23 protein-coding genes are annotated in these 23,423 nt (G+C 61.0%); 13 read left to right on the top strand and 10 right to left on the bottom strand.

Going from position 1 to position 23,423, the window contains the following annotated elements; all coding sequences use genetic code 11:
* Positions 1-14: 14 nt before the first annotated feature.
* The 7 genes from BUC04_RS15185 to BUC04_RS23985 all read left to right on the top strand — a co-directional run bounded on the left by BUC04_RS15185 (position 15) and on the right by BUC04_RS23985 (position 4,472).
* Positions 15-557 carry a hypothetical protein gene (locus BUC04_RS15185; RefSeq protein WP_067659545.1) on the top strand — a complete coding sequence of 181 codons (543 nt, stop codon included), beginning with the start codon at positions 15-17 and terminating at the stop codon, positions 555-557.
* A 9-nt stretch (positions 558-566) separates the two neighbouring features.
* Complete coding sequence (locus BUC04_RS15190; RefSeq protein ID WP_067659542.1) at positions 567-1,538, top strand: COX15/CtaA family protein; 972 nt, start codon at positions 567-569, stop codon at positions 1,536-1,538.
* The gene (gene cyoE, locus BUC04_RS15195; protein ID WP_067659539.1) at positions 1,531-2,433 is read left to right on the top strand and encodes a heme o synthase; all 903 of its coding nucleotides are present in this window, start codon (positions 1,531-1,533) and stop codon (positions 2,431-2,433) included. The genes BUC04_RS15190 and cyoE overlap by 8 nt, the downstream gene beginning before the upstream one ends.
* Positions 2,430-3,083, top strand: coding sequence for an SCO family protein (locus BUC04_RS15200; RefSeq protein ID WP_067659536.1), 654 nt, complete (start codon positions 2,430-2,432; stop codon positions 3,081-3,083). Before cyoE ends, BUC04_RS15200 begins: the two co-directional genes overlap by 4 nt.
* Before the next feature lie 276 nt (positions 3,084-3,359).
* On the top strand, positions 3,360-3,545 hold the full coding sequence (locus BUC04_RS15205) for a hypothetical protein (RefSeq protein WP_067659533.1): 186 nt from the start codon (positions 3,360-3,362) through the stop codon (positions 3,543-3,545).
* Between the two features lie 377 nt (positions 3,546-3,922).
* Positions 3,923-4,306, top strand: coding sequence for a hypothetical protein (locus BUC04_RS23705; protein ID WP_143165744.1), 384 nt, complete (start codon positions 3,923-3,925; stop codon positions 4,304-4,306).
* Positions 4,307-4,322: 16 nt separating this feature from the next.
* On the top strand, positions 4,323-4,472 hold the full coding sequence (locus BUC04_RS23985; protein WP_156479998.1) for a hypothetical protein: 150 nt from the start codon (positions 4,323-4,325) through the stop codon (positions 4,470-4,472).
* A gap of 36 nt (positions 4,473-4,508) precedes the next feature.
* Here the strand turns inward: BUC04_RS23985 and prpF are convergent, their stop codons facing one another.
* The 5 genes from prpF to BUC04_RS15230 form a co-directional block, all read right to left on the bottom strand.
* Positions 4,509-5,687 (bottom strand): 2-methylaconitate cis-trans isomerase PrpF, encoded by a 1,179-nt coding sequence (prpF, locus tag BUC04_RS15210; RefSeq protein ID WP_067659529.1) that lies wholly within the window; start codon positions 5,685-5,687, stop codon positions 4,509-4,511.
* Positions 5,688-5,806: 119 nt separating this feature from the next.
* A complete protein-coding gene (gene acnD / locus BUC04_RS15215; protein ID WP_234977428.1) occupies positions 5,807-8,422 on the bottom strand; it encodes a Fe/S-dependent 2-methylisocitrate dehydratase AcnD in 2,616 nt (871 codons plus the stop codon).
* Between the two features lie 71 nt (positions 8,423-8,493).
* Complete coding sequence (gene prpC / locus BUC04_RS15220) at positions 8,494-9,618, bottom strand: bifunctional 2-methylcitrate synthase/citrate synthase (RefSeq protein WP_067659523.1); 1,125 nt, start codon at positions 9,616-9,618, stop codon at positions 8,494-8,496.
* A 51-nt stretch (positions 9,619-9,669) separates the two neighbouring features.
* Positions 9,670-10,551: a methylisocitrate lyase gene (gene prpB, locus BUC04_RS15225; protein WP_067659520.1), complete on the bottom strand. Its 882-nt coding sequence runs from the start codon at positions 10,549-10,551 to the stop codon at positions 9,670-9,672.
* On the bottom strand, positions 10,548-11,213 hold the full coding sequence (locus BUC04_RS15230; RefSeq protein ID WP_234977430.1) for a GntR family transcriptional regulator: 666 nt from the start codon (positions 11,211-11,213) through the stop codon (positions 10,548-10,550). The genes prpB and BUC04_RS15230 overlap by 4 nt, the downstream gene beginning before the upstream one ends.
* A gap of 220 nt (positions 11,214-11,433) precedes the next feature.
* Here BUC04_RS15230 and BUC04_RS15235 point away from each other — a divergent pair, with 220 nt between their 5' ends.
* Positions 11,434-11,880, top strand: a complete 447-nt coding sequence (locus BUC04_RS15235) for a 2-thiouracil desulfurase family protein (RefSeq protein ID WP_234977433.1) — start codon at positions 11,434-11,436, stop codon at positions 11,878-11,880.
* Between the two features lie 32 nt (positions 11,881-11,912).
* Here the strand turns inward: BUC04_RS15235 and BUC04_RS15240 are convergent, their stop codons facing one another.
* From BUC04_RS15240 to BUC04_RS15260, 5 genes are all read right to left on the bottom strand, one after another.
* On the bottom strand, positions 11,913-12,311 hold the full coding sequence (locus BUC04_RS15240) for a hypothetical protein (RefSeq protein ID WP_143165745.1): 399 nt from the start codon (positions 12,309-12,311) through the stop codon (positions 11,913-11,915).
* Between the two features lie 199 nt (positions 12,312-12,510).
* Positions 12,511-13,464, bottom strand: coding sequence for an acyltransferase (locus tag BUC04_RS15245; protein ID WP_067659512.1), 954 nt, complete (start codon positions 13,462-13,464; stop codon positions 12,511-12,513).
* Positions 13,465-13,484: 20 nt separating this feature from the next.
* Positions 13,485-14,375: an acyltransferase gene (locus BUC04_RS15250; RefSeq protein ID WP_234977434.1), complete on the bottom strand. Its 891-nt coding sequence runs from the start codon at positions 14,373-14,375 to the stop codon at positions 13,485-13,487.
* Positions 14,376-14,474: 99 nt separating this feature from the next.
* Entirely contained in the window at positions 14,475-14,936 is a 462-nt protein-coding gene (locus BUC04_RS15255) for a porin family protein (protein ID WP_067659506.1), read from the bottom strand.
* 49 nt (positions 14,937-14,985) lie between these two features.
* Positions 14,986-16,494 carry a YifB family Mg chelatase-like AAA ATPase gene (locus BUC04_RS15260; RefSeq protein ID WP_067659503.1) on the bottom strand — a complete coding sequence of 503 codons (1,509 nt, stop codon included), beginning with the start codon at positions 16,492-16,494 and terminating at the stop codon, positions 14,986-14,988.
* Between the two features lie 390 nt (positions 16,495-16,884).
* Here BUC04_RS15260 and ilvG point away from each other — a divergent pair, with 390 nt between their 5' ends.
* The 5 genes from ilvG to ilvA are packed head-to-tail and all read left to right on the top strand — an operon-like array spanning position 16,885 to position 23,236.
* Entirely contained in the window at positions 16,885-18,567 is a 1,683-nt protein-coding gene (gene ilvG, locus BUC04_RS15265; protein WP_143165746.1) for an acetolactate synthase 2 catalytic subunit, read from the top strand.
* Entirely contained in the window at positions 18,567-18,824 is a 258-nt protein-coding gene (ilvM, locus tag BUC04_RS15270; RefSeq protein WP_067659500.1) for an acetolactate synthase 2 small subunit, read from the top strand. The genes ilvG and ilvM overlap by 1 nt, the downstream gene beginning before the upstream one ends.
* Positions 18,825-18,839: 15 nt before the next feature.
* Entirely contained in the window at positions 18,840-19,814 is a 975-nt protein-coding gene (locus tag BUC04_RS15275; protein WP_067659497.1) for a branched-chain amino acid transaminase, read from the top strand.
* A 9-nt stretch (positions 19,815-19,823) separates the two neighbouring features.
* Positions 19,824-21,659, top strand: coding sequence for a dihydroxy-acid dehydratase (gene ilvD / locus BUC04_RS15280; RefSeq protein ID WP_067659495.1), 1,836 nt, complete (start codon positions 19,824-19,826; stop codon positions 21,657-21,659).
* A 2-nt stretch (positions 21,660-21,661) separates the two neighbouring features.
* Complete coding sequence (gene ilvA / locus BUC04_RS15285) at positions 21,662-23,236, top strand: threonine ammonia-lyase, biosynthetic (protein WP_067659492.1); 1,575 nt, start codon at positions 21,662-21,664, stop codon at positions 23,234-23,236.
* Positions 23,237-23,423: the final 187 nt, after the last annotated feature.

Here is a 23,423-nt window from a genome sequence, read left to right on the forward strand (position 1 = left end):
TACAGGAGTAGGTTATGCCTTCCACTGGTACCCACCAACGTACGTTGATTGTGCTGCTGCTGGCCTTTGTCATGCCCGTGCTGGTGGCCTATGCCGTCTTGAAACTGGGTTTATATCAAGGCGGTAGCACCAATAAAGGGCAACTGCTCAGTGCCCTGAGCTACGAGCAGCTGGCCCATGAAAATCCAGAGGCGCAGCAGTGGCAGATCATCGCTTTTCTGCCTGAGCAATGCGATGAGAGTTGCCAGGATAACCTGGTACTGATGCGCCAAACCCATCAGGCCCTGGGCAGGGAGCAGCAGCGGGTCCGCCCCCTGGTCTTCACCCAGTCCGACAGCGACCTTTCTGCGGTTAAACAACTTTCCGAGCTACAAGTCACCCAGGCGACCGCCAATGATCAGGTGGTCGATGCCTTAGCGCCCTATGCCCTGGTGGTGGTTGACCCCTGGGGTCAGTGGGTACTGGGCTATCCCCATGGCAGTCTCACCACGGCTGAGCATCGTCGCGACCTGCTGGCTGACCTGCGCAAGCTGCTCAAGCTGTCGCGGATCGGGTAAGGGGGAAGCATGCGGACCTTTAACCTGATCACCCTGGTTTTAGCGATGGTGGTGATCCTGCTCGGTGCCTTCACCCGCCTCACCGATGCCGGCCTGGGCTGTCCTGATTGGCCTGGTTGCTACGGCTTCTTGACCGTGCCCCAGGCGGAGCAGGTTGCCACCGCCGAGGCGCGCTTCCCGGAACGTCCGGTGGAAGCGGCCAAGGCCTGGGCCGAGATGATCCACCGCTATGTGGCGGGCACCCTGGGCCTGTTTATCCTGGCGCTGGCGGTGATGTCAGTACGGACACCGAACGTGCCTAAGGTGCTGCCCTGGATACTGGTGGGGCTGGTGATTTTCCAGGGTGCACTGGGCATGTGGACGGTCACTCTAAACCTGTTACCCGTTGTGGTGATGGGGCACCTGATCGGCGGCTTCACCATCTTCGCCCTACTGTTTTGGAACTGGCTCAGCCTGGGTAAGACGCAGCCCAGCGCTTCACCAACACTTCAGCTTCGCCCTCTCGCCTTGGCTGCCATGGTGGTTCTGGCCTGTCAGATCATGCTGGGAGGCTGGACCTCCGCTAACTATGCCTCTCTGGCCTGTACCCAACTGCCGGTATGCGAGGGCAGTTGGTGGCAGCAGCTTAGCCCTGCCGAAGCGTTTCAGCCGTTGCCACCACCGGCAAAAAGCTACGAATTTGGCGTACTGGATTATCCCGCCAGGATGACCATCCATGTCAGCCACCGCTTTGGCGCGGCCATCACCACTTTGGTGTTGCTGCTGCTCTGGGTTCGATTGCGTCAGCACAATATCTGGCGTGAGTCACACTGGTTGGGCGGACTTCTGCTGCTCCAGGTGGGGCTGGGTGTCGCCAACGTGGTCGGCAGTTTGCCGCTGGCCGTGGCGGTGGCTCATAACGGGGTAGCAGCGCTGCTGCTACTGTCACTGGTTGCGGTATATCACCGCTTATCCCCACAGCAAGGAGTCGCGCATGGATAAAGTGAATGCCGCACCGATCGCCCTGGCTTTTCCCTGGCGCGATTACCTGGAAATGACCAAACCCAAGGTGGTGGCGCTGATGCTGCTCACCGCCCTGGTGGGTATGTGTTTAGCCTCGGAGAGTTGGGTGCCACTCAATGCGCTGATCTTCGGTATGGTCGGAATCGGACTGATGGCCGGCTCCGCCGCTGCGATTAACCATCTCCTCGATCGACGCATCGACACCATCATGGCCCGCACCAACAACCGCCCGCTGCCAAAGGGACGGGTTAAGGCGCCTCAAGCGCTGGCCTTCGCCACCATCATTGGCGTGTTGGGCTTTGCCATGCTGTACCTGTGGGTAAATCCACTTACCGCCTGGCTGACCTTCGCCAGCCTTATCGGCTACGCGGTGATCTACACCGGCTTCCTTAAGCGGGCCACGCCACAGAACATCGTGATTGGCGGCTTGGCTGGTGCGATGCCACCGCTGCTGGGCTGGACCTCGGTCACCGGTGATTTCCACGGCTATGGCTTGCTGCTGGTGATCATCATCTTCACCTGGACGCCGCCCCATTTTTGGGCGCTGGCCATTGCCCGTAAAGCGGATTACGCCAAGGCCGGGCTGCCGATGTTGCCGGTGACCCATGGCGATGAATACACCAAGACACAGATCCTGCTGTACAGCTTCCTGCTGATGGTCGCTTGCCTGCTGCCGGTCCTGGTGGGGATGAGCGGGCCACTGTACCTGCTCGGAGCCACCATACTGGGTGGGTGGTTCCTGGTTCGTGCCTGGCAGCTGAAGTACCAGCCCGATCGCTATCCCCCGATGAAGCTGTTCCTGCTCTCCATCTGGCAGCTGATGGGTCTGTTTGTACTGCTGCTGGTGGACCATTACTTGATGGTGTGGCTATGAAGTTAAGCTGGCAGTGGGTGATTCTGGCAGGCGCTTTGGCGCTGGCTGCGGGTGTCGGTTTGTCTCTGAATGGACAAGCCGACGAGCGGCCATTGGTGTCGGCGCTGTGGTACGAGCAAGCGCGGCCACTGCCGGAGGTCGAGCTCAAAGATCATAGCGGCGGCGTCTTTACCAACAAGCAGTTCAAGGGTCGCTGGACCCTGATGTTTCTGGGTTACACCTCTTGCCCGGATGTGTGCCCCACTACCATGGCGGATCTGGCTCGGGCTTATCCCAAGTTGCAGGTGCACCTGACCAAGTCCCCGTTGCAGGTGGTGCTGATGAGCGTTGACCCTGGCAGGGACTCTCAGCAGAAACTGGCGGACTACGTTGGCTTCTTCAATCCCGAGTTTTATGCCATCACCGGTGAGCACAGCCAACTTTACAAGCTGAGCCAGTCGCTTGGCCTGATGTACGTGTTGGTGGACAACCCCAACCCGGATGGCACGGGGGAGGATTATCTGGTGGACCACTCTGCCGATATCGTGCTGATTAACCCTGAAGGGGCGGTAGAAGCGGTGTTCCGCCCCGAGGGGGGTGTTGGTGAGATCCGAAAGGTATCGATGAACCGGTTGATGGAGGATTACCCGGTAATCACGGGTGTGCAGTGACTCTAAGTTCGCAATTTGGAACTGAAGGCGCTTGAGATATTATCTGGCGGTAATGTAAGAACTTATCCTGCTCAGGCCTTAAGAAAAAGCTATTACTTGATCGGAATATATCCGCTCTTACTAAAATTTATGCTTTGTTAACATGCTCTTATGTATCTGGATTACTTCTTATACACCAGATAGACCATGGCTTGGATGAGAATGCTCCGAGTTTTGCTCTAAGTTTAAATTGTCTTTTCGTTGAAAGACATAATTTATGGAGCAAAGGAGATACTCATGGAAGAGATTAATAGCAAATCGATTGAAAAGGTCACTGGTGGCTACTGGCACTTTATGGGGGGATGGGCAGCAGGTCATGCTCTTGATTATGCAATAGGGGCTTATGTGGACTACTGGGACCGGGCTGTTGAGGAAGGGTGGGGTAAGAATCCTGGTGAGGCCCCACGGCATAGTAACTACTAAATAGGTGAGTTAGATGAATTTATCTGGTAATAAGGCCTTTTTTGCTGGTGTGGCACTTGCTTTCATTTTACCCAGGTTGTTACCAGAGGGGACTAGTCTCTTAGTAGAATTTTTTGTCCTGCTCGGTATTGTTACTATATTAATTGGATACAAACGGTTAGTTGGTGACAAGAGCAAGTAGATATTAAAACTTATTAGTCAAGATAAATTCATTGGTCATGCCTAGAGAAGCAAGGTTGATGTTATGATATCAACCTTGCTCCGTTCTCAGTGTTGTTGGCTGTGCCATTTTTGATGCAAACCTATAACTGTCTAAGCTGTTGGAGTCTGTTCGCATCGCTTTATAACTAAGAGATTTGTTTAGGCACATTCTAGCTATGATACTCTCCGTTATCGTCTCATCCATTCTTGGCTCTATATGTGGCATTCTCTTGGGATTGTTTGTCTTGGAGCACTTCTTATATAAAACAGGTGACTTAGAGAGTTCATCAGTATTTTATATATCTATAATCATGGTACTTTCGTTATCTTCTGTTTACTCATTGATAATGATTTTAAGAAAGAAATATATAGGGATAGTATCCTTTTTGGCCATGATGCCAGTTGTAACCTTTTTCTTGCTGCTTCACCGTTATGCAACTATTAACATGTTAGGTTTTGCTGAAATATTTATTTTTGTGATGGTGACATCGATTTCTTTGGTGATTTTAAGACAAACACAAAAACTCAACCTAGAGGATCCTGAGTCATGGCCTTGGTAGGGAAGGGCTTCGCATCATGAAACAGTTTTTGGCGGGGGTGCTGCTGGCCTTTGCGCTGCCAAGGTTGCTACCGGAGGGGACCAGTTTGCTGGTGGAGTTTTTGGTGTTACTGGTGATCGTCACTATCCTAATTGGCTTGCGTAAGCTGACAAACAAAGAGGGCTGAACCTTTTGGTTCAGCCCTCTTTGTCTTCTGGGGAGGTTAAGCGACAGGTACGCGCACTTTCCCTTCCATCAATACTCGGGCACTGCGGCTCATGGTGACGGTTCGGGCCTGCCAGAGACCCTCCTCTTCAACCACTTCTGCGCCCACCTTTAGAGTGCCGGAAGGGTGGCCAAACCGGACGCCGTTGTCGGCACGGCCTTGCGTAGCGGCATTGACCAGGGTGCCAGGAATGGCGGCTGCAACCGCAATAGCGACGGCAGCGGTGCCCATCATGGCGTGGTGCAGTTTGCCCATCGACAGGGCACGCACGTTCAGATCAATCTGTTCACTGTCGATCACCTTGCCACTGGAGGCGGCGTAGCTTTTCGGCCCCGCGACGATGGCAATCTTCGGCGTATGACCTCGATTGGCCGCTTCGCTCAGTTCATTGATTAAGCCCATTTTCAGAGCACCGTACGCACGCAGTTGTTCAAACCGCTCCAACGCCTTGGCATCGCCATTGATCGCTTCCTGCAGCTCAGTGCCGTCGTAACCCAAATCCTCTGCCCGGATAAACACCGTTGGGATCCCTGCATTGATCAGCGTGGCTTGTAATCGTCCGCCTGCCAGCAGATGCTCCGGCACCGTAAGGGTGTCGACGGTGTTACCGGTCGGGAATAGCGCACCATCGGCGGGATCGGCAAAGGTCACCGCTACCTCAGCAGCCGGAAAGGTGACCCCATCCAGCTCAAAGTCGCCGGCCTCCTGCACCTGACCATCAGTGATGGGCACCTGGGCGAGGATGGTCTTGCCGATGTTGGCTTGCCAGATCCGCACCGTACAGCTGCCATGATCCGGGATCCGGTCAGCGGCAACCAGCCCCTGTTCTATGGCAAAGGCACCCACTGCTGCGGTCAGGTTGCCGCAGTTGCCACTCCAGTCGATAAAGGGCTTATCGATGCTTACCTGGCCGAACAGGTAGTCGACATCGTGGCCGGGCTTGGTGCTCTTCGACAGGATCACCGTCTTGCTGGTGCTGGAGGTGGCGCCCCCCATACCATCGGTGTGCTTGCCGTAAGGGTCCGGGCTGCCAATGACGCGCAGCAGGATGGCGTCTCGCTGAGAGCCTGGAGATTGGGCCTCGGAGGGCAGGTCGTCCAGCTTAAAGAACACCCCTTTGCTGGTGCCGCCGCGCATGTAGGTGGCGGGGATCTTGATTTGAGGTGGGTATTTCATCGGTCTCTCCCTGGGGAGACTAGGTGCTGGGGCGGGCAACGCCGCCAGGTACGGGAGGGCAGCATTGGCTGCTGCCCTCCACACCTGATGCCTAGACTCCTTACTAATGCCTATGTTGGCTATTGTTGGGCCAAAAAGTCCTTGGCAAAGCGCTGCAGAACGCCACCGGCGTCGTATACCTTGACCTCTTCGGCGGTATCCAGACGACAGGTCACCGGCACCTCCAGGGTTTCGCCGTTGCTGCGATGGATAAGCAGCGTCAGGGTGGCACCCGGCGTGCGTTCACCCAGTACATCGTAGGTTTCGGTACCATCCAGCTCCAGGGTCAGGCGGGTGGTGCCGGGCTGGAACTCCAGCGGCAACACACCCATCCCCACGAGGTTGGTGCGGTGAATGCGCTCAAATCCTTCGGCAACGATCGCTTCTACCCCAGCCAGGCGCACGCCCTTGGCGGCCCAGTCGCGGCTGGAGCCTTGGCCGTAGTCGGCACCGGCGACGATGATCAGCGGCTGTTTGCGGCCCATGTAGGTCTCAATCGCCTCCCACATGCGGGTTTCGCGTCCTTCCGGCTCCAATCTGGCCAGTGAGCCCTGCTTCACCTGGCCTTGCTCATCCCGCACCATCTCGTTGAGCAGCTTGGGATTGGCGAAGGTAGCGCGCTGGGCGGTCAGGTGATCACCACGGTGGGTGGCGTAGGAGTTAAAGTCCTCTTCCGGCAGGCCCATCTTGGCCAGGTATTCGCCGGCGGCGCTGCTGGCCAGGATGGCATTGGAGGGGGAGAGGTGATCCGTGGTGATGTTGTCCCCCAGCACAGCCAGTGGGCGCATCCCCTTGAGGGCGCGAGCACCGGCCAGGACACCCTCCCAGTAAGGTGGACGACGGATGTAGGTCGACATCGGGCGCCAGTCGTACAGCGGGTTGTTCTGCTCGCCATAATCCACGGAGAGATCGAACATCGGCTCGTACACCGACTTGAACTGCTCCGGCTTGACGAAATCCCGGACGATAGCGTCGATCTCCTCGTCACTGGGCCAGAGATCTTTCAGGGTGATGGCATTGCCGTTGGCATCCCGGCCCAGTACATCCTGTTCGATGTCGAACCGCACGGTGCCGGCGATGGCGTAGGCCACCACCAGCGGCGGCGAGGCCAGGAATGCCTGCTTGGCGTAGGGATGGATACGGCCATCGAAGTTGCGGTTGCCGGACAGCACCGCAGTGGCGTAGAGGTCGCGGTCGATGATCTCCTGCTGGATAACCGGGTCCAGCGCGCCGCTCATGCCGTTACAGGTGGTACAGGCGTAGGCAACGATGCCAAAGCCCAGCTTTTCCAGTTCCGGCAGCAGGCCGGCTGCTTTAAGATAGAGCTTGGCCACCTTGGAGCCGGGGGCGAAGGAGGACTTCACCCAGGGTTTACGCACCAGCCCCAGTGCATTGGCTTTCTTGGCCACCAAGCCGGCGGCCACGACGTTGCGGGGGTTGGAGGTGTTGGTGCAGCTGGTAATGGCAGCAATGATCACGGCGCCATCGGGCAACTGGCCCTCGGCTTCCTGCTGCTGAGCGCTGGCCAGATCGGTAGCGATACCACGTTGGGCCAGGTGATCGGTGGGCAGGCGACGATGGGGGTTGGAGGGGCCGGCCATGTTTCGGCCAACCGCTGCAAGGTCGAACTCCAGCACCCGCTCATACTGGGCGGTTTTCAGGTCATCGGCCCACAACCCAGTGGTCTTGGCGTACTGCTCGACCAAGGCCACCTGCTCCGGCTCACGGCCGGTCAGGGTCAGGTAGTCCAGGGTTTGTTGGTCGATGTAGAACATCCCGGCGGTGGCACCGAACTCGGGGGTCATGTTGGCGATGGTGGCCCGATCGCCGATGGTCAGGCTGTCGGCCCCCTCGCCAAAGAACTCCAGGTAGGCGGAGACCACCCGCTGCTGACGCAGGAATTCGGTCAGGGCCAGCACGATGTCGGTGGCGGTGATCCCAGGCTGACGCTTGCCGGTGAGCTTGACGCCGACGATCTGAGGCAAGCGCATCATCGAGGGGCGCCCCAGCATCACGGTTTCTGCCTCCAGCCCGCCAACCCCGATGGCGATAACGCCCAGGGAGTCCACGTGCGGGGTGTGACTGTCGGTGCCAACACAGGTATCCGGGAAGGCGATGCCATCGCGGGATTGGATCACCGGCGACATCTTCTCTAGGTTGATCTGGTGCATGATGCCGTTGCCGGCGGGGATAACGTCGACGTTCTTGAAGGCAGTCTTACACCAGTCGATAAAGTGGAAGCGATCGGCGTTGCGACGCTCCTCGATGGCACGGTTCTTCTCAAAGGCTTCGGGATCGAAGCCAGCGTGCTCTACCGCCAGGGAGTGATCGACGATCAGCTGGGTGGGCACTACCGGATTGACGTCGGAGGGGTCGCCACCTTGCTCAGCGATGGCATCGCGCAGCCCCGCCAGGTCAACCAGGGCGGTTTGGCCGAGGATGTCGTGGCAGACCACACGGGCGGGGTACCAGGGGAAGTCCCGGTCTCGTTTTCGCAGCGCTATCTGTTCCAGGCTGGCGGTCAGCTCCGCCGGGTCACAGCGGCGCACCAGTTGCTCGGCCAGCACACGCGCGGTGTAGGGCAGGGTGTCGTAGGCACCGGGTTGGATCTCCTCGATCGCTTGGCGGGTGTCGTAGTAGTCCAGTCCAGTTCCAGGCAGGGGTTTGCGGTATTCGGTGTTATTCACGGCAGGCACCTTCCATTGTCTTGCTCGTCCCGGGCTTCGACGCCGGGGGCAAAAGGGGGCACTGGGCCCCCTTGCTCATCTCAGGGGCGATCCTCGATGGCCACCCATTCCGCGGTTTCCGGCCCGGTGTAGTCGGCGCTGGGACGGATGATGCGATTGTTGTTGCGCTGCTCTATCACGTGGGCGGTCCAGCCGGACACCCTGGAGCAAACGAAGATGGGGGTGAACAGCTTGGTGGGGATCCCCATGAAGTGGTAGGCGCTGGCGTGGAAGAAATCGGCGTTGCAGAACAGCTTCTTCTCGCGCCACATCACCGCTTCCACCCGCTCGGAGACGGCATAGAGGTGAGTATCCCCCACCTGCTGGGCCAGCTTCTGCGACCAGGCCTTGATGATGGCGTTGCGAGGATCGGATTCCCGGTAGATGGCGTGGCCAAAGCCCATGATCTTCTCTTTGCGCTCCAGCATGCCCATGATGGCGGTTTCCGCTTCATCGGCACTTTGCCAGTTCTCGATCATCGCCATGGCGGCCTCGTTGGCCCCACCGTGCAGCGGGCCACGCAGCGAGCCGATGGCGCCGGTCACACAGCTGTGAACGTCGGACAGGGTGGATGCACAGACCCGGGCGGTGAAGGTGGAGGCATTGAACTCATGCTCGGCGTAGAGGATCAGCGAGGCATGCATCACCTTAACGTGCAGTGGATCGGGCTTGCTGTCGTGCAGGGTCCAGAGAAACTGCTCAGCGATGGAATCGGCGTCGGTGTCGACCTCAACCCGCTTGCCGTGGTGGCTGAAGTTGTACCAGTAGTTGATCAGGCCAGGGAAGACCGCCAGCATCCGGTCGATGTGCTGGTGCTGCTCGGCAAAGTCCTGCTCGGTTTCCAGGTTACCCAGCATGGAGCAGCCGGTGCGCATCACGTCCATCGGGTGGGCGTCGGCGGGGATCTGCTCCAGCACCACCTTGAGGGCGTCCGGCAGGGTGCGCATCCCCTTGAGCTTGGTTTTGTAGGCGCTCAGCTCCGCCTGGTTGGGCAGATGACCGTACAGCAGCAAAAACGCCACCTCTTCAAACTCTGCCTTCTCCGCCAGCACGGCGATGTCATAGCCGCGGTAGGTCAAGCCGGAGCCGGTCTTACCTACGGTGCACAGGGCGGTTTCACCGGCGCTCTGGCCTCGCAGGCCGGCGCCACCAATGGGCTTAGTCATGTAATGCTCCTTATCCTTTCTTCTAATCCGTCAGTTGAGGTCAGTGACCACTTACTTGCCTTGTTTGAACAGGGTATCCAGCTTGTCTTCGTAGCTGTGATAGCCGAGGAAGTCGTAGAGTTCGGCCCGGGTCTGCATCGCCTCCACCTGGCTGCGCTGATGGCCATCCTGCTTGAGCGCCTCGAACACCTTGAGGGCGGCAGCATTGGCGGCGCGGAAAGCGCCCAGGGGGTAGAGCACCATGTCGGCACCGGCTTCGAACAGATCCTCTTTGTTGAACAACTCGGTCTTACCAAACTCGGTCATGTTGGCCAGGATTGGCGCCTTCACCTGGGCCTTGAACTGGCGGTAGTGGTCCAGCTCGGTCAGGGCCTCGGCAAAGATCATGTCGGCACCCGCTTCCAGGTAGGCGTTGGCGCGCTCGATGCCGGACTCCAGGCCCTCCACGGCCACCGCATCGGTGCGAGCCATGATGACGAAGCTGTCGTCGGTGCGGGCGTCTACGGCAGCCTTGATGCGGTCACACATCTCCTCGATGCTGACCACGGCCTTGTTGGGGCGATGGCCACAGCGCTTTTGCGCGACCTGGTCTTCCATGTGCACCGCCGCCACCTGGGCTTTTTCAAACTCCTTGATGGTGCGGGCGATGTTGAAGGCGCCGCCCCAGCCGGTATCGATGTCCACCAGCAGCGGCAGTTCGGTGGCGGAGGTGATGCGACCTGCGTCGATCAGTACGTCGTTCATGGAGGTCATGCCCAGATCCGGCAGGCCATAGGAGGCGTTGGCGACACCGGCGCCGGACAGGTACAGGGCCTGGTGCCCCACACGCTCCGCCATCAGCGCAAAATAGGCGTTGACGGTACCGACGATCTGTAGCGGTTTGGCGTTGGCCACGGCGTGGCGAAAGCGTTGACCCGGGGTTGTAAAGCTCATCCTGAATACTCCTCCATGGTGTGTTGCAGCACTTGGCGGGTGCGGCGGGCGCCCGCTTCGATATGGCGTCGCATCAACAGGGCGGCGAGTTCACCGTCACCAGCCGCGATGGCGGCGAGGATGGCGCGGTGTTGCTCGAGGGCCTGCAGGGGGCGACGGCCGCTGCTGCATTGGTAGCGGTACATCTGCAGTTGGTGATAGAGATCGCCGGTGAGGGTGGCGATCAAGGTGCGGTTCTGACTGGCCTGGATGATGCCGCTGTGGAAATCCAGGTCGTCTTGAAATTCGGTGACAGGCTGCTGGGTAAAGGCGGCTTGCTGGCGGTCTAGCAGCTGTTGCAGTGATTCGAGCTGTGTTGGGGTGATGCGCTCGGCCGCCAGACGGCAGGCCATGGCCTCCAGTTCGGCCCGAACCTGGTAGAGGTCATCGAGTTTATCCGGGGTGAGTTGAACCACCCGCGCGCCAACGTGGGGTTCTCGCTCGATCAGGCGACGCTGCTCCAGCCGCTGCAGTGCCTCGCGCAGCGGGCCACGGCTGACGCCAAAGCGCTCGGCAATGGCCTGTTCGTTGATTTTGCTGCCTGGGGCCAGCTCACCACCGACGATGGCCTGTTGCAGCTGGGCCAGGGTGCGATCCGCCAAGGTGGTCTGTTTCGGTTGCATACCGGATAATGCACTCGCTAAAGAAAGTGCCATCAACTTCGTGGATTTTCACCCCGTTGTCAACAAAGTGTTAACCTAGACGTTAGTCGGAAGAGAGTGGGCTTTTGGGGTTATAATATTGATAGTATTGACAAAATCTTCATTCGTTCGTTTTTTGTCCCAGATCAAAAGAGGCTGAGATTTGAGTGATTGTCGACAATCTGAGGGGCCAAGGCTGTTGGTGAGTGCCTGCTTACTGGGCGATCCGGTGCGTTACGATGGCGCCAGCAAAGGCCTGAATGACCCCCGACTCGCGCAGTGGTGTGCCCTGGGTTGGGTGCTGCCCTTATGCCCTGAGGTGAGTGGTGGCTTGCCGACGCCCAGGCCCGCTGCGGAGCAGCAGAGCGACGGACGGGTGCTGACCCAGCAAGGTGAGAACGTCAGCCAAGCGTTTTATCTGGGGGCGGAGGTGGCGCTGGCCCAGGCTCAACGCCATGGGATCCGTTTGGCCCTGCTCAAGGCCAACAGTCCCAGTTGCGGCAATCGACAGGTGTACGATGGCCGCTTCCAGGGGCGGTTGATATCCGGAGAAGGGGTCACGGCCTCACGCCTGCGTCAGCACGGGGTGCAGGTGTTCAATGAGAACGAGCTGGCGGCGCTTGCGGAGGCGCTCGGCTGGGAGGCGTGAGCGCCTTGAACCATGGCCTTGGCCGTCGGAGATCAGATCTCGCTCAGTGACAGGTTGGAGAGCGACAGGGTCACTGCGGTGCCATCGGCGGCCTGGGCTTCGAAGTAGGCGGAATTCTCGGGCAGCACCGTCATGTCCGGGGTGGCCAGTTCGCCCCATAGTCCGTTGTCCTGACGCTGGTAGATGCGGTGGCGCGCGGTCAGGCTGTCCGCTTGCTGCCCAGGGAGCACCTGCAGATCGATGCGGTAGGCTTCACGCCCATCGCGATTGGGCAGGAAAAAGGCCACCTCTTTGCCCAAGTTAAAGCTGCTGGTCAGCTCGGTTTGATGGTTGCCAATGGTGAACTTGGCGTCGTAGTGCACCACAGGCTCTGCGGTGACAGCGCTGCTGAGTGTCAGCAACCCGATTGCGATCCCTTGCTTCAACATCACTTCAACCTCCTGTTGCTCTGATGTTTTCCCCGACTCTATGGCCCGGAGGCAGGGCCGTCAAGGCGACGGCATCGGCAGCGATTGTAAGAGATCATTGATAGCCAATGGCTTGCTACTGGCGACAAACTTGGGCAGGTGATAGAGACGAAAACGCCAGTGCAGGGGCACTGGCGTTGGCAATTGATGTTCGGCGTTAGGGTCAGGCCGAGCGGGTGTGGGCGGCCAACTCCTGGTAGAGCGGCGCCGATTGGCTCTGCTCACGCAAGATGGTGTCGATGGTGGCGTCCTTCTCCTGCCAGACGCCGTTGAGCCACTGTTGGAACTCCACCCGGAAGGCCTTGTCGCCATCGTAGTTGCCCTGGGGCACCTCGGTGATGGGGCGGGTCTTCACGGCCACCTCGATGCTGGTAAGACGACCGGAGAGCAGGCCGACCATGATGTTTTCCGGTGCGTCGGGGTAGACCACGGTGACGTCCAGCAACTGGTCAAACTGCTCGCCCAGGGTGTTCAGCGCAAAGGCGATGCCACCGGCCTTGGGCTTCATCAGGTAGCGGTAGGGACTACGCTGACGCTTGTGCTTCTCCAGGGTCAGGCGGGAGCCTTCAACGAAGTTGATCACACAGGTGGGCAGGTGCTTGAACTTCTCGCAGCTGCGGCGGGTGGTCTCGATGTCCTTACCTTTGAGGCTCGGGTTCTTGGCGAGCTGGCTCTTGGTGTAGCGGCGCATGAAGGGCATGTCCAACGCCCAGCAGGCCAGACCCATCACCGGTACGTAGATCAGCTGCTGTTTCATAAAGAACTTCAGCATCGGTACGTGGCCGCGCAGCACCGAGGTCACCACGAAGATATCGGCCCAGGACAGGTGATTGGCCAGTACCAGGTACCAGCCCTTTTCATCCAGTTGGGCCTGCTCCAGGCCGCGGATGTTCCACTGGGTGTTGGTGGTCAGCGCCAGGATCTTGCGGTTACACCATACCCAGGCTGACATGCACCCATTGCAAATGTTGCTCAGGGCCAGGCGGCCCCGGGGGATTGGCATCAGTGCCTTGAACAGAGCGAACACCAGGATCATCAGGCCCCAGAACAGGATGTTCAGGGTGGCAAGGGTGCCATTGAGCAGGGTTTTTATCGGACTCGGCAAAAAGGACAACATGATGTGGTTTCCAGGGCGTTTCAGTCTTGGGCGGTATTCCGCTGATGTTCGAGATCGGCAAGCTTACCTGCTTTCTGCTGCCAGATCTGGTTCAACCAGCTTTGGTAAGCGGCTTTGTCTTCACGTTTTTCGTAATTTAGACCGTTGAGGTCTTTGAGGCAGCGCTCCTCCACCACCATCTCTACTTTGGGCACCCTGCCGCACAAAAAGTCCCAGAAACTGGGGACCCCGTTAGGGTAGTAGATGGTGACATCCAGCAGCCGCTGCAGCTTGCCATTCATCGCATCCAGCGACAGGGCCACTCCGCCCACCTTGGGTTTGAGCAGGGAGGGATAGGGACTGTTCTGTTTCTGCTGCTTGATCGGGGTAAAGCGGGTGCCCTCAACGAAGTTCATCACGCTGACCGGCTGGTGGTGAAACTTTTCACAGGCCTTACGGGTGGTCTCCTGATCCTTGCCCTTGAGGTGCGGGTACTTGGCCAGGAAGCTTTTGCTGTAGCGGCGCATAAAGGGGAAATCCAGCGCCCACCAGGCCAGGCCCAGTACCGGCACATAGATCAGCTCCCACTTCAGAAAGAACTTGAGGAAGGGGATCTTGTGGTTAAACAGCCGTTGCAGCATCAGGATATCTACCCAGGATTGGTGGTTGGCCACCACCAGGTACCACTGCTTGGGACTGAGCTCCGGCAGCTTATGGGCGATCACCTTGGTGCCGGAAAGCAGGCGCTGGTTGAGGTTGTTGATACTGATCCAGGCGGTGGCCATGCGATCAAGGATGCCGGAACAGACGCGGCGCAAGGGTTGAATAGGCAACAGCTTAAGCAGGCCCAACAGCACCACCCAGGGGGCCCAAAACAGGGTGTTGAACAGGTAGCCCAGGAACGACAATACGCCACGTAGCGTAGACAACATCGAGACTCTCTCCATGACACGATTGAACCTAGAGTAAAGAGTTAAATCCGGAGCGACAACCCTTTGAAGGCGGGGATAAGAAGGGGGGTTATGAAGACATTAGAAGCGCCAGCCCAGGGCCAGCTGGATCCGGTTTGCGCTCTGTTCGGCCCGGCTGCTCTGCTGGAACCCCAGCCGCATCAGCCAGCCTTGCTGGCCATGCCACTGCCAGCCACCGCCGGCGGTCAGGCCCAGGCCGCGCTCGCCATTCAGGTAGAACAGCTGATTGCCCGCCTGCAGATAGAGGGAGTGATCGCCTTGCAGACCAATGCGGCGTTCCAGCAACATCGGCATCTCGTGAAGATCGCCCTGCTCGTCCTGGCCGGTGAGGAAACCGGTGACCAAAGACCAGTGGCGGTGCAGGCGCAGGTGGTATTGGACCCCGGCCACTGAGCTGGATTGGCTCAACTCGCTCTGGGGATCGCTGGTCCAGCCGGTGCTGCCGGCCAGCAACAGGCGATGCTCCGCCGCCTGAGCGGTGGGCAGTAGCAAGATGCAGGCAATGATCGCAGCTCGAACCATGGATTCCCTCCCAATACGGGATCCCAAGTCGACCTGAACTCGGCTCCGCTTAAATCTCGCCCAGCTGTTTCAGCAGGCGGTCCATGGCTCGGTAGCCCAGCGCCTCCTTGATGTGGTTTTGGTTGACCTGCTCCTGCCCGGCGATGTCCGCCAGGGTACGGGCGACCCGCAAGATACGATGGTAGGCACGCACCGACAGGCCCAGCCGCTCTACCGCCTGCTCGGTGAACTGCATCAGCGGACGGGCAATCCCCAACTCGGGCCCCAACTGGTGGCCAGACAACCCCTGGTTGAGACAGCCCTGTCGAGCCATGGCCCACTGCCGGGCGGCGATCACCTGGGCAATGGCCTGTTGCTGAGCCCCCTGGGCTGCGGTCGGTCCCTGGCTTAGGGCCCCGGTTGGCAGGCGCGGCACCTCGATACTCAGGTCAAAACGATCCAGCAGCGGGCCGGACAATCGTCCAAGGTAGCGACGGATCTGATCCGGGGTATCGCGGCTGCGGGGACCCAGTTCGCCACTGGGGGAGGGATTCATTGCCGCCACCAGCTGGAACCGGGCGGGGAAGGTGAGCTTGGCGTTGGCGCGGGAGATCACCACCTGGCCGCTCTCCAATGGCTCGCGCAGGTTATCCAGTACCGCCCGGGCAAACTCCGGCAGTTCATCCAGGAACAGCACCCCCTGGTGGGCCAGGGAGATCTCGCCAGGCTGCGGGATGGAGCCGCCACCCACCAGCGACGGAGCGGAGCTGGAGTGGTGGGGGGCGCGAAATGGCGGCTGCCTCAGATGGGGACGGGTCAGCCCCGCCACCGAGTGCACAGCCGCCACCTCCAGGGCATCGGCTAGGCTCAGCGGCGGAAGCAGCTCGGGCAAACAGCTGGCCAGCAGGGTTTTACCGGTGCCGGGTGGGCCCACCATCAGCAGATGGTGGCCACCGCTGGCGGCAACGATTAAGGCGCGCTTGGCGTGGTCCTGCCCGATGATCCTGTCCAACCCCTGGCCCACCGGCAGTGAGGGCTCCGCATCGTTGTCAGGTTGGGGCAGGGATTGCTGGCCATGCAGGCTGGCGGTAAGGCTGGCCAGGTTGTCCGCCAGGGCGATGTCCGCATCCGGAACCAGGCGGGCGTCGCTGGCGTTGCCCTGGGGCAGGAACAGCCGCCGTTGCGCCTGCTGGCCGGCCACGATGGCCGGCAGGATCCCAGGCACCGCACGGAGCTCACCGCCCAAGCCCAGCTCGCCGTAAAACTCTCTTCTCTGCAGTGATTGTGCGGGTATCTGACCGGAAGCGGCGAGGATCCCCAGGGCAATGGGCAGATCGAAGCGGCCCCCTTGCTTGGGCAGATCCGCCGGTGCCAGGTTGATGGTGATACGCCGTTGGGGGAAGTCGAATCCGGCGCTTTGCAGCGCAGCACGCACCCGCTCCCTTGCTTCCCTGACCGAGGCCTCAGGGAGGCCAACCAGAGTGAAGCTGGGCAATCCTCCGGCCAGGTGCGTTTCCACCGTCACCGGTGGTGCCTCGATACCTAATTGTCCACGACTGATAACCCGTGACAGACCCATATGCCCTCCTTGGCGCTGTGTCCGATAGCGTTAAGGGTAGTGTTCCCATCAGGGCTTGGTGTGAAACATTTTGTTACATCTGGGCTTCGGGGCTGGGTGCAAATAAAGGTTTGCACCCTGTGAGGGCCTATGTTAAACCTAAAAGCGCCCAACAAATGGGCAACGAATTTGATGTATGTGGCATAGCAGCAGACGAGAACGATGACCAACTTCGCCCAATCCCTAGTGCTAATTCTGATTTCCGTGGTGGTGATTATCACCGGCGGGGGTCGGTCTGTGGCACGCGGCGAAGCGATACGCTAGCGACAAACACACAGGCACAACCCCCCGCACCGACAGGTCCGGGGGGTTTTTGTTTTTTAGGCTGTAGCAAGGCAAGGAGAGGGTGACATGGCCCAAGGGTTGAGTCAGAACGCAGAGCCAACGTCCGCCATCAGCGGGGCCGAAGCCGTGGTGCAGGCCCTCGTGGATCAGGGCGTTACGAGCCTGTTTGGCTACCCCGGCGGGGCTATCATGCCGGTGTACGATGCCTTGCTCGACAGCCCGGTGGAGCACCTGTTGTGTCGCCATGAGCAGGGTGCGGGCTTCGCTGCTCTCGGCTTTGCCCGCGCCTCCGGCCAGGTCGGGGTTTGCCTGGCCACCTCAGGCCCTGGCGCCACCAATCTGATTACCGCCCTGGCGGACGCCATGATGGATTCGGTGCCGGTGGTGGCCATCACCGGGCAGGTGCCCTCTGCCGCCATCGGTACCGATGCCTTCCAGGAGATCGATCTGCTGGGTATGTCCCTCTCCTGCACCAAGCACAGCTTCCTGGTGACCGAGCCTGACCAGCTCTGTGCCACCTTGCACCAGGCCTTTGCCCTGGCCCGGGAAGGCCGACCCGGCCCGGTGCTGGTGGACATCCCTAAGGACGTACAACAGGCGATGGTGAGCTACCAGGGGCCCCGCCCCCGCCTGGCCGAAGCCAAGACTCAACACTTTGACGCCGAGCCCTTTGTCCAGATGTTGCAGCAGGCCAAACGCCCCTTGCTGTACGTCGGTGGCGGTGTCGGCATGGCGAACGCCGTAGCACAGCTGCGTGATTTTCTCGCTGCCACCGGCATGCCTTCGGTCACCACTCTGAAGGGGATCGGCACCATCGCCCCGGGCACGCCGGGCTTTCTCGGCATGCTGGGGATGCACGGCAGCAAGGCAGCTAACCTGGCGGTGCAGGGCTGCGATCTGCTGATGGTGGTGGGCGCCCGCTTCGATGACCGGGTCACCGGCAAGCTCGACACCTTTGCCCCCAATGCCCAGGTGATCCACCTGGACATCGATGCGGCGGAGATCGGCAAGCGCCGTGCCGCCACCCTCTCCTCCAACGAGGATCTGCGCCAGGTGTTGCCGGCGCTTCAATCCGCCCTGTCGGTTCAGACCTGGCGCCAGCAATGTGAAGCGGTGGCCGCCGAGAGCGCCCCTCGCTACGACCATCCGGGCCCGCGGATCTTCGCCCCGGCCCTGCTTAAGCAGTTGAGCGAGCAGCTGCCCCACCGCGCCGTGGTCTCCTGCGATGTTGGCCAGCACCAGATGTGGGTGGCCCAGCACATGCAGTTTGATGGTCCCGAGAATCACCTCTCCAGCGCCGGCCTGGGCACCATGGGTTTTGGCTTGCCGGTGGCGATCGGTGCCCAGAAGGCCCGGCCGGAGGATCTCTCGGTACTGGTCTCCGGCGATGGCTCTTTCATGATGAACGTGCAGGAGCTCACCACCATCAAGCGCGACCGCCTGCCGGTGAAGATCCTGATCCTCGACAACCAGCGCTTGGGCATGGTGAAGCAGTGGCAGGAGCTGTTCTTTGAGCAGCGCTACAGCGAGACCAACCTGTCGGACAACCCGGAGTTTGTCACCCTGGCTTCTGCCTTCGACATCCCCGGCCGTCACATCTGGCATAAGGGCCAGATCGACGCTGCCCTGACCGAAATGCTGGAGGCCGACGGCCCCTTCCTGCTGCACGTATCCATTTCCGAGCAAGACAATGTATGGCCCCTGGTGCCGCCCGGCGCGGCGAACGATCAAATGATGGAGCGAGAATGATGAGCGAACATACTATCTACATCGATATGAACCCCAGCGCCGAGGTGATGGAGCGGGTACTGCGGGTGACGCGCCACCGGGGCTTTGCCGTAGCCCAGATGCAGATGCAGTGCCTGGGTGGCAACAGTGAGATGGCGGTGACCGTGGTCAGTGAGCGGCCGATCGAGCAATTGACACGTCAATTGGATAAGTTATATGACGTAAATCACTGTCGGCTGGCGCCGGCGGTGGCCGCCAGCGCAGCCGCGATGGCCTGAAGAATTTGAAGGAGTATGAGTGTGAGCCAAGCCGACTACATCTGGTTTAACGGGAAGATGGTGCCATTTCAGGACGCCAAGGTGCATGTATTGAGCCACGCGCTCCACTATGGCTCCTCGGTGTTTGAGGGGATCCGGGCCTACAAGACCCCGAAGGGTGCGGCGGTGTTCCGTCTTAAAGAGCACGTTCAACGGCTGTACGACTCCGCCAAGATCTACCGTATGCCGATCCCCTATGAGCTGGAGACCCTGGTGCAGGCTTGTAAGGACGCGGTCAGCCAGAACGGGCTGGACTCTGCCTACATCCGTCCGCTGGCATTCTATGGCCAGGTGGGTCTGGGGGTGAATGTCCCCGCCGACAGCCAGGCCGAGGTGATGATCGCCGCCTTCCCCTGGGGCGCCTACCTGGGTGAGGAAGCGCTGGAGTCCGGCGTTGATGCCTGCATCTCCAGCTGGAACCGGGCCGCGCCCAATACCATCCCCACCGCCGCCAAGGCCGGTGGCAACTACCTCTCCTCCGCCCTGATCGGCGGTGAAGCCCGCCGCCATGGCTACGCCGAAGGGATCGCCCTGGACGTCAATGGCCAGATCTCCGAGGGTGCCGGCGAGAACCTGTTCGTGATCAAGAAGGGCGTGCTGATCACCCCGCCGGCCACCGCCGCCATCCTGCCTGGGATCACCCGTGACACCCTGATGACCCTGGCCCGCGACGCCGGCTACGAGGTACGGGAAGAGCCGCTGGCCCGCGAAGCCCTCTACCTGGCGGATGAGATCTTTATGACCGGCACCGCCGCCGAAGTGGTGCCGGTGCGCAGTGTCGATGGCATCGAGGTAGGCTGCGGCGCCCGTGGCCCCATCACCCAGGCCCTGCAGGAGCGCTTCTTCGGCCTGTTCGATGGCTCTACCGAAGACAAGTGGGGCTGGCTGGACTACGTCAGCCAGGAAGACCCCAACAGCTTTGAGGCCCACACCCAGGCCTGCGTTTTGTAAGGATCAGTCATGCCGAAGTACCGCTCTGCCACCTCCACCGCCGGCCGCAACATGGCCGGTGCCCGCGCCCTGTGGCGCGCCACGGGAATGACCGATGACGACTTCGGCAAGCCGATCATCGCCATCGCCAACTCCTACACCCAGTTTGTCCCCGGTCATGTCCACCTTAAGGACATGGGGGATCTGGTGGCCGGTGCCATCGAGCAGGCCGGCGGCGTGTCCAAGGAGTTCAACACCATCGCCGTGGACGACGGCATCGCCATGGGCCACGGCGGCATGCTCTATTCGCTGCCCAGCCGCGAGTTGATCGCTGACTCGGTGGAATACATGGTCAATGCCCACTGCGCCGATGCGCTGGTGTGCATCTCCAACTGCGACAAGATCACCCCGGGAATGCTGATGGCGGCATTGCGCCTCAATATCCCGGTGGTGTTCGTCTCCGGTGGCCCGATGGAGGCCGGCAAGACCAAGCTGTCGGATCAAATCATCAAGCTGGACCTGGTGGACGCCATGGTTCAGGCCGCCGATCCCAACGTCTCCGATGAGCAGGCAGAGCAGGTGGAGCGCAGTGCCTGTCCCACCTGTGGCTCCTGCTCCGGCATGTTCACCGCCAACTCGATGAACTGTCTAACCGAGGCGCTGGGCTTGTCGCTGCCGGGCAACGGCTCGATGCTGGCCACCCATGCCGACCGTCGCCAGCTGTTCCTGGAGGCGGGGCGCCGGGTGGTCGAACTGACCCAGCGCTACTACCAGCAGGACGACGAATCCGTGCTGCCCCGCAACATCGCCAACCGTCAGGCGTTCCAGAACGCCATGTCGCTGGACATCGCCATGGGCGGCTCCACCAACACCATCCTCCATCTGCTGGCCGCGGCCCAGGAGGCGGAGGTGGACTTCACCATGGCGGACATCGATGCCCTGTCCCGCGAGGTGCCCAACCTGTGCAAGGTGGCACCGGCAACACCGCAATACCATATGGAGGACGTGCACCGGGCCGGTGGGGTGATGGCGCTGCTGGGTGAGCTGGCTAAGGGCGGTTTGATCCACACCGGTGTCGGCCATGTGGCCGGTGACTCCCTGGCAGATGTGCTGTCCCGCTGGGACATCGGTGCAAGCGCTGCTCGTGACAATGGTGCCCACGACTTCTATCGGGCCGGACCGGCGGGGATCCGCACCACCAAGGCGTTCTCCCAGGAATGCCGCTGGGACAGCCTGGATCTGGATCGCGAAGCGGGCTGCATCCGCACCATTGAGCATGCCTACAGTCAGGATGGCGGATTGGCGGTACTGTCCGGCAACCTGGCCCCCAACGGCTGCGTGGTGAAAACCGCCGGGGTACCGGACAGCTGCCTGACCTTCCGTGGCCCGGCCCGGGTCTACGACAGCCAGGACGCGGCGGTGGCCGGGATCCTTGAGGGTGAGGTCAAGGCCGGTGAGGTGGTGGTGATCCGCTACGAAGGCCCGAAAGGGGGCCCGGGGATGCAGGAGATGCTCTATCCCACCAGCTACCTCAAATCCATGGGGTTGGGTCAGGCCTGTGCCCTGGTCACCGATGGCCGCTTCTCCGGTGGCACCTCCGGGCTGTCCATCGGCCACGTTTCGCCGGAAGCGGCGGCGGGGGGCGACATCGCCATCGTCGAGACCGGCGATCTGATCGAGATCGATATCCCCGGCCGCACCATCCGCTTCGTGCTGGACGACGCCACCCTGGCAGCCCGTCGGGCGGCCTGTGCCTACCGTCCGCAGCGCCAGCGTGCGGTTTCCCTGGCCCTCAAGGCCTATGCCCACCTGGCCACCAGTGCCGATCTGGGCGCGGTGCGGGATCGCAGCAAGCTGGAGGAGTAAGTATGACGGCGCAGGCGCAACCCCAGGTGGCACTGGCCACCTCACCCGGTGACAGCCCCCTGGTACGGGAGACCCTGCGCCAGATCCTGATGGCACCGGTCTACGATGTGGCCCGCCACACCGACCTGTCGCCGCTGAATAAGCTGTCGGCCCGACTGGGCACCCGGGTCTGGCTCAAGCGGGAAGATCAGCAGCCGGTGCACTCTTTCAAGCTGCGTGGCGCCTTCAACAAGCTGCATACCCTCACTGCTGAGCAGAAGGCAGCGGGGGTGGTGGCGGCTTCCGCCGGTAACCACGCCCAGGGGGTGGCGATGGCGGCCAAGCGGGCGGGGATCCGCGCGGTGATCCTGATGCCCACCACCACCCCGGAGATCAAGGTTCAGGCGGTACAGAGCCATGGCGGTGAGGTGGTGCTGCACGGCAGCAGCTTCGATGAGGCCTATGCCGAGGCGATGCGCCTGGCCGAGGTGGAGGGGCTGACCCTGGTGCCGCCCTTTGACGATGCCGCGGTGATCGCAGGTCAGGGCACCGTGGCCCAGGAGCTGCTGCAGCAGAAGCGCGATCTGGACATGGTGTTTGTGCCGGTGGGCGGCGGTGGCCTGATCGCCGGTATGGCCGCTTACATCAAGGCGTTGGCCCCGAACGTTCGGGTGATCGGGGTGGAGCCGGAGGATGCGGCCTGCTTGCAGGCCGCCCTGGTGGCGGATCAGCCGGTCACCCTGGAACGGGTTGGGCTGTTTGCCGATGGGGTGGCGGTCAAGCGCATCGGCACCGCGCCATTTGAACTGGCCCGGCTCTGCGTCGACGAGGTGATCACCGTTAACTCCGACGAGATCTGCGCCGCAGTGCAGGACATCTACGAGGATACCCGGGCCATTGCCGAACCGGCCGGAGCGCTGTCGGTGGCTGGCCTGAAGCGCTACTGCCAGCTCAACGCCATTGGGCCGGAGCAGAAGCTGGCGGCGGTTCTGTCCGGCGCCAACATCAACTTCCACAGCCTGCGCTATGTGTCGGAGCGCTGTGAGCTGGGTGAGGGCAAGGAGGCGGTGCTGGCGGTCACTATTCCAGAGCGTCAGGGCGCCTTCCTGCAGTTCTGCCGCTTGCTGGGCCAGCGCAGCATCACCGAGTTCAACTACCGCCTCAGCGGCCGTGACCGGGCCAGTGTCTTTGTCGGGATCCGACTCAAGCAGCATGAGGAGCTGGCGGCGATCTGCCACAGCCTGACCGAGGCGGGCTATCCGCATCAGGACCTGTCCGGCGACGAGACCGCCAAGCTGCACGTGCGCTACATGGTGGGGGGCGTGCCCCCGGAGCCGCTGTCAGAGCGGCTTTACCAGTTGGAGTTTCCCGAGCAGCCCGGGGCGCTGGAGCGCTTCCTGACGCAATTGGGGGATCGCTGGAACATCTCGCTGTTCCATTATCGCAACCACGGCGCCGCCTCCGGTCGGGTGCTGCTGGGGCTGGAGGTAGACGAGGCGGACCGTGCGGCGTTGACCGCGCGCTTGGACAGCCTGCAGATGGATTGTCGTGAGGTGACCGACAGCCCGGCCTACCGCTTTTTCCTGCGCAAAGGCTAGCTGGGCATCACCGGGATAACAGGAGGCTTCGGCCTCCTTTTTTGTTTGAGCGGCCTTCATTGTCGGTTGTTCAGCTTACCGACAGCTAGCAAGTGATTAACTAATAACGCAAACGGTTACAAAAAGTTGGTAACCCAAGGGAGTGCTCCCGGTACAATGCCCGTGCGCTGCGCAAGGTGGCGCGTGA

Origin of the sequence: Ferrimonas marina (genome assembly GCF_900129905.1) — a bacterium.
In the GTDB taxonomy this organism is placed as follows: domain Bacteria; phylum Pseudomonadota; class Gammaproteobacteria; order Enterobacterales; family Shewanellaceae; genus Ferrimonas; species Ferrimonas marina.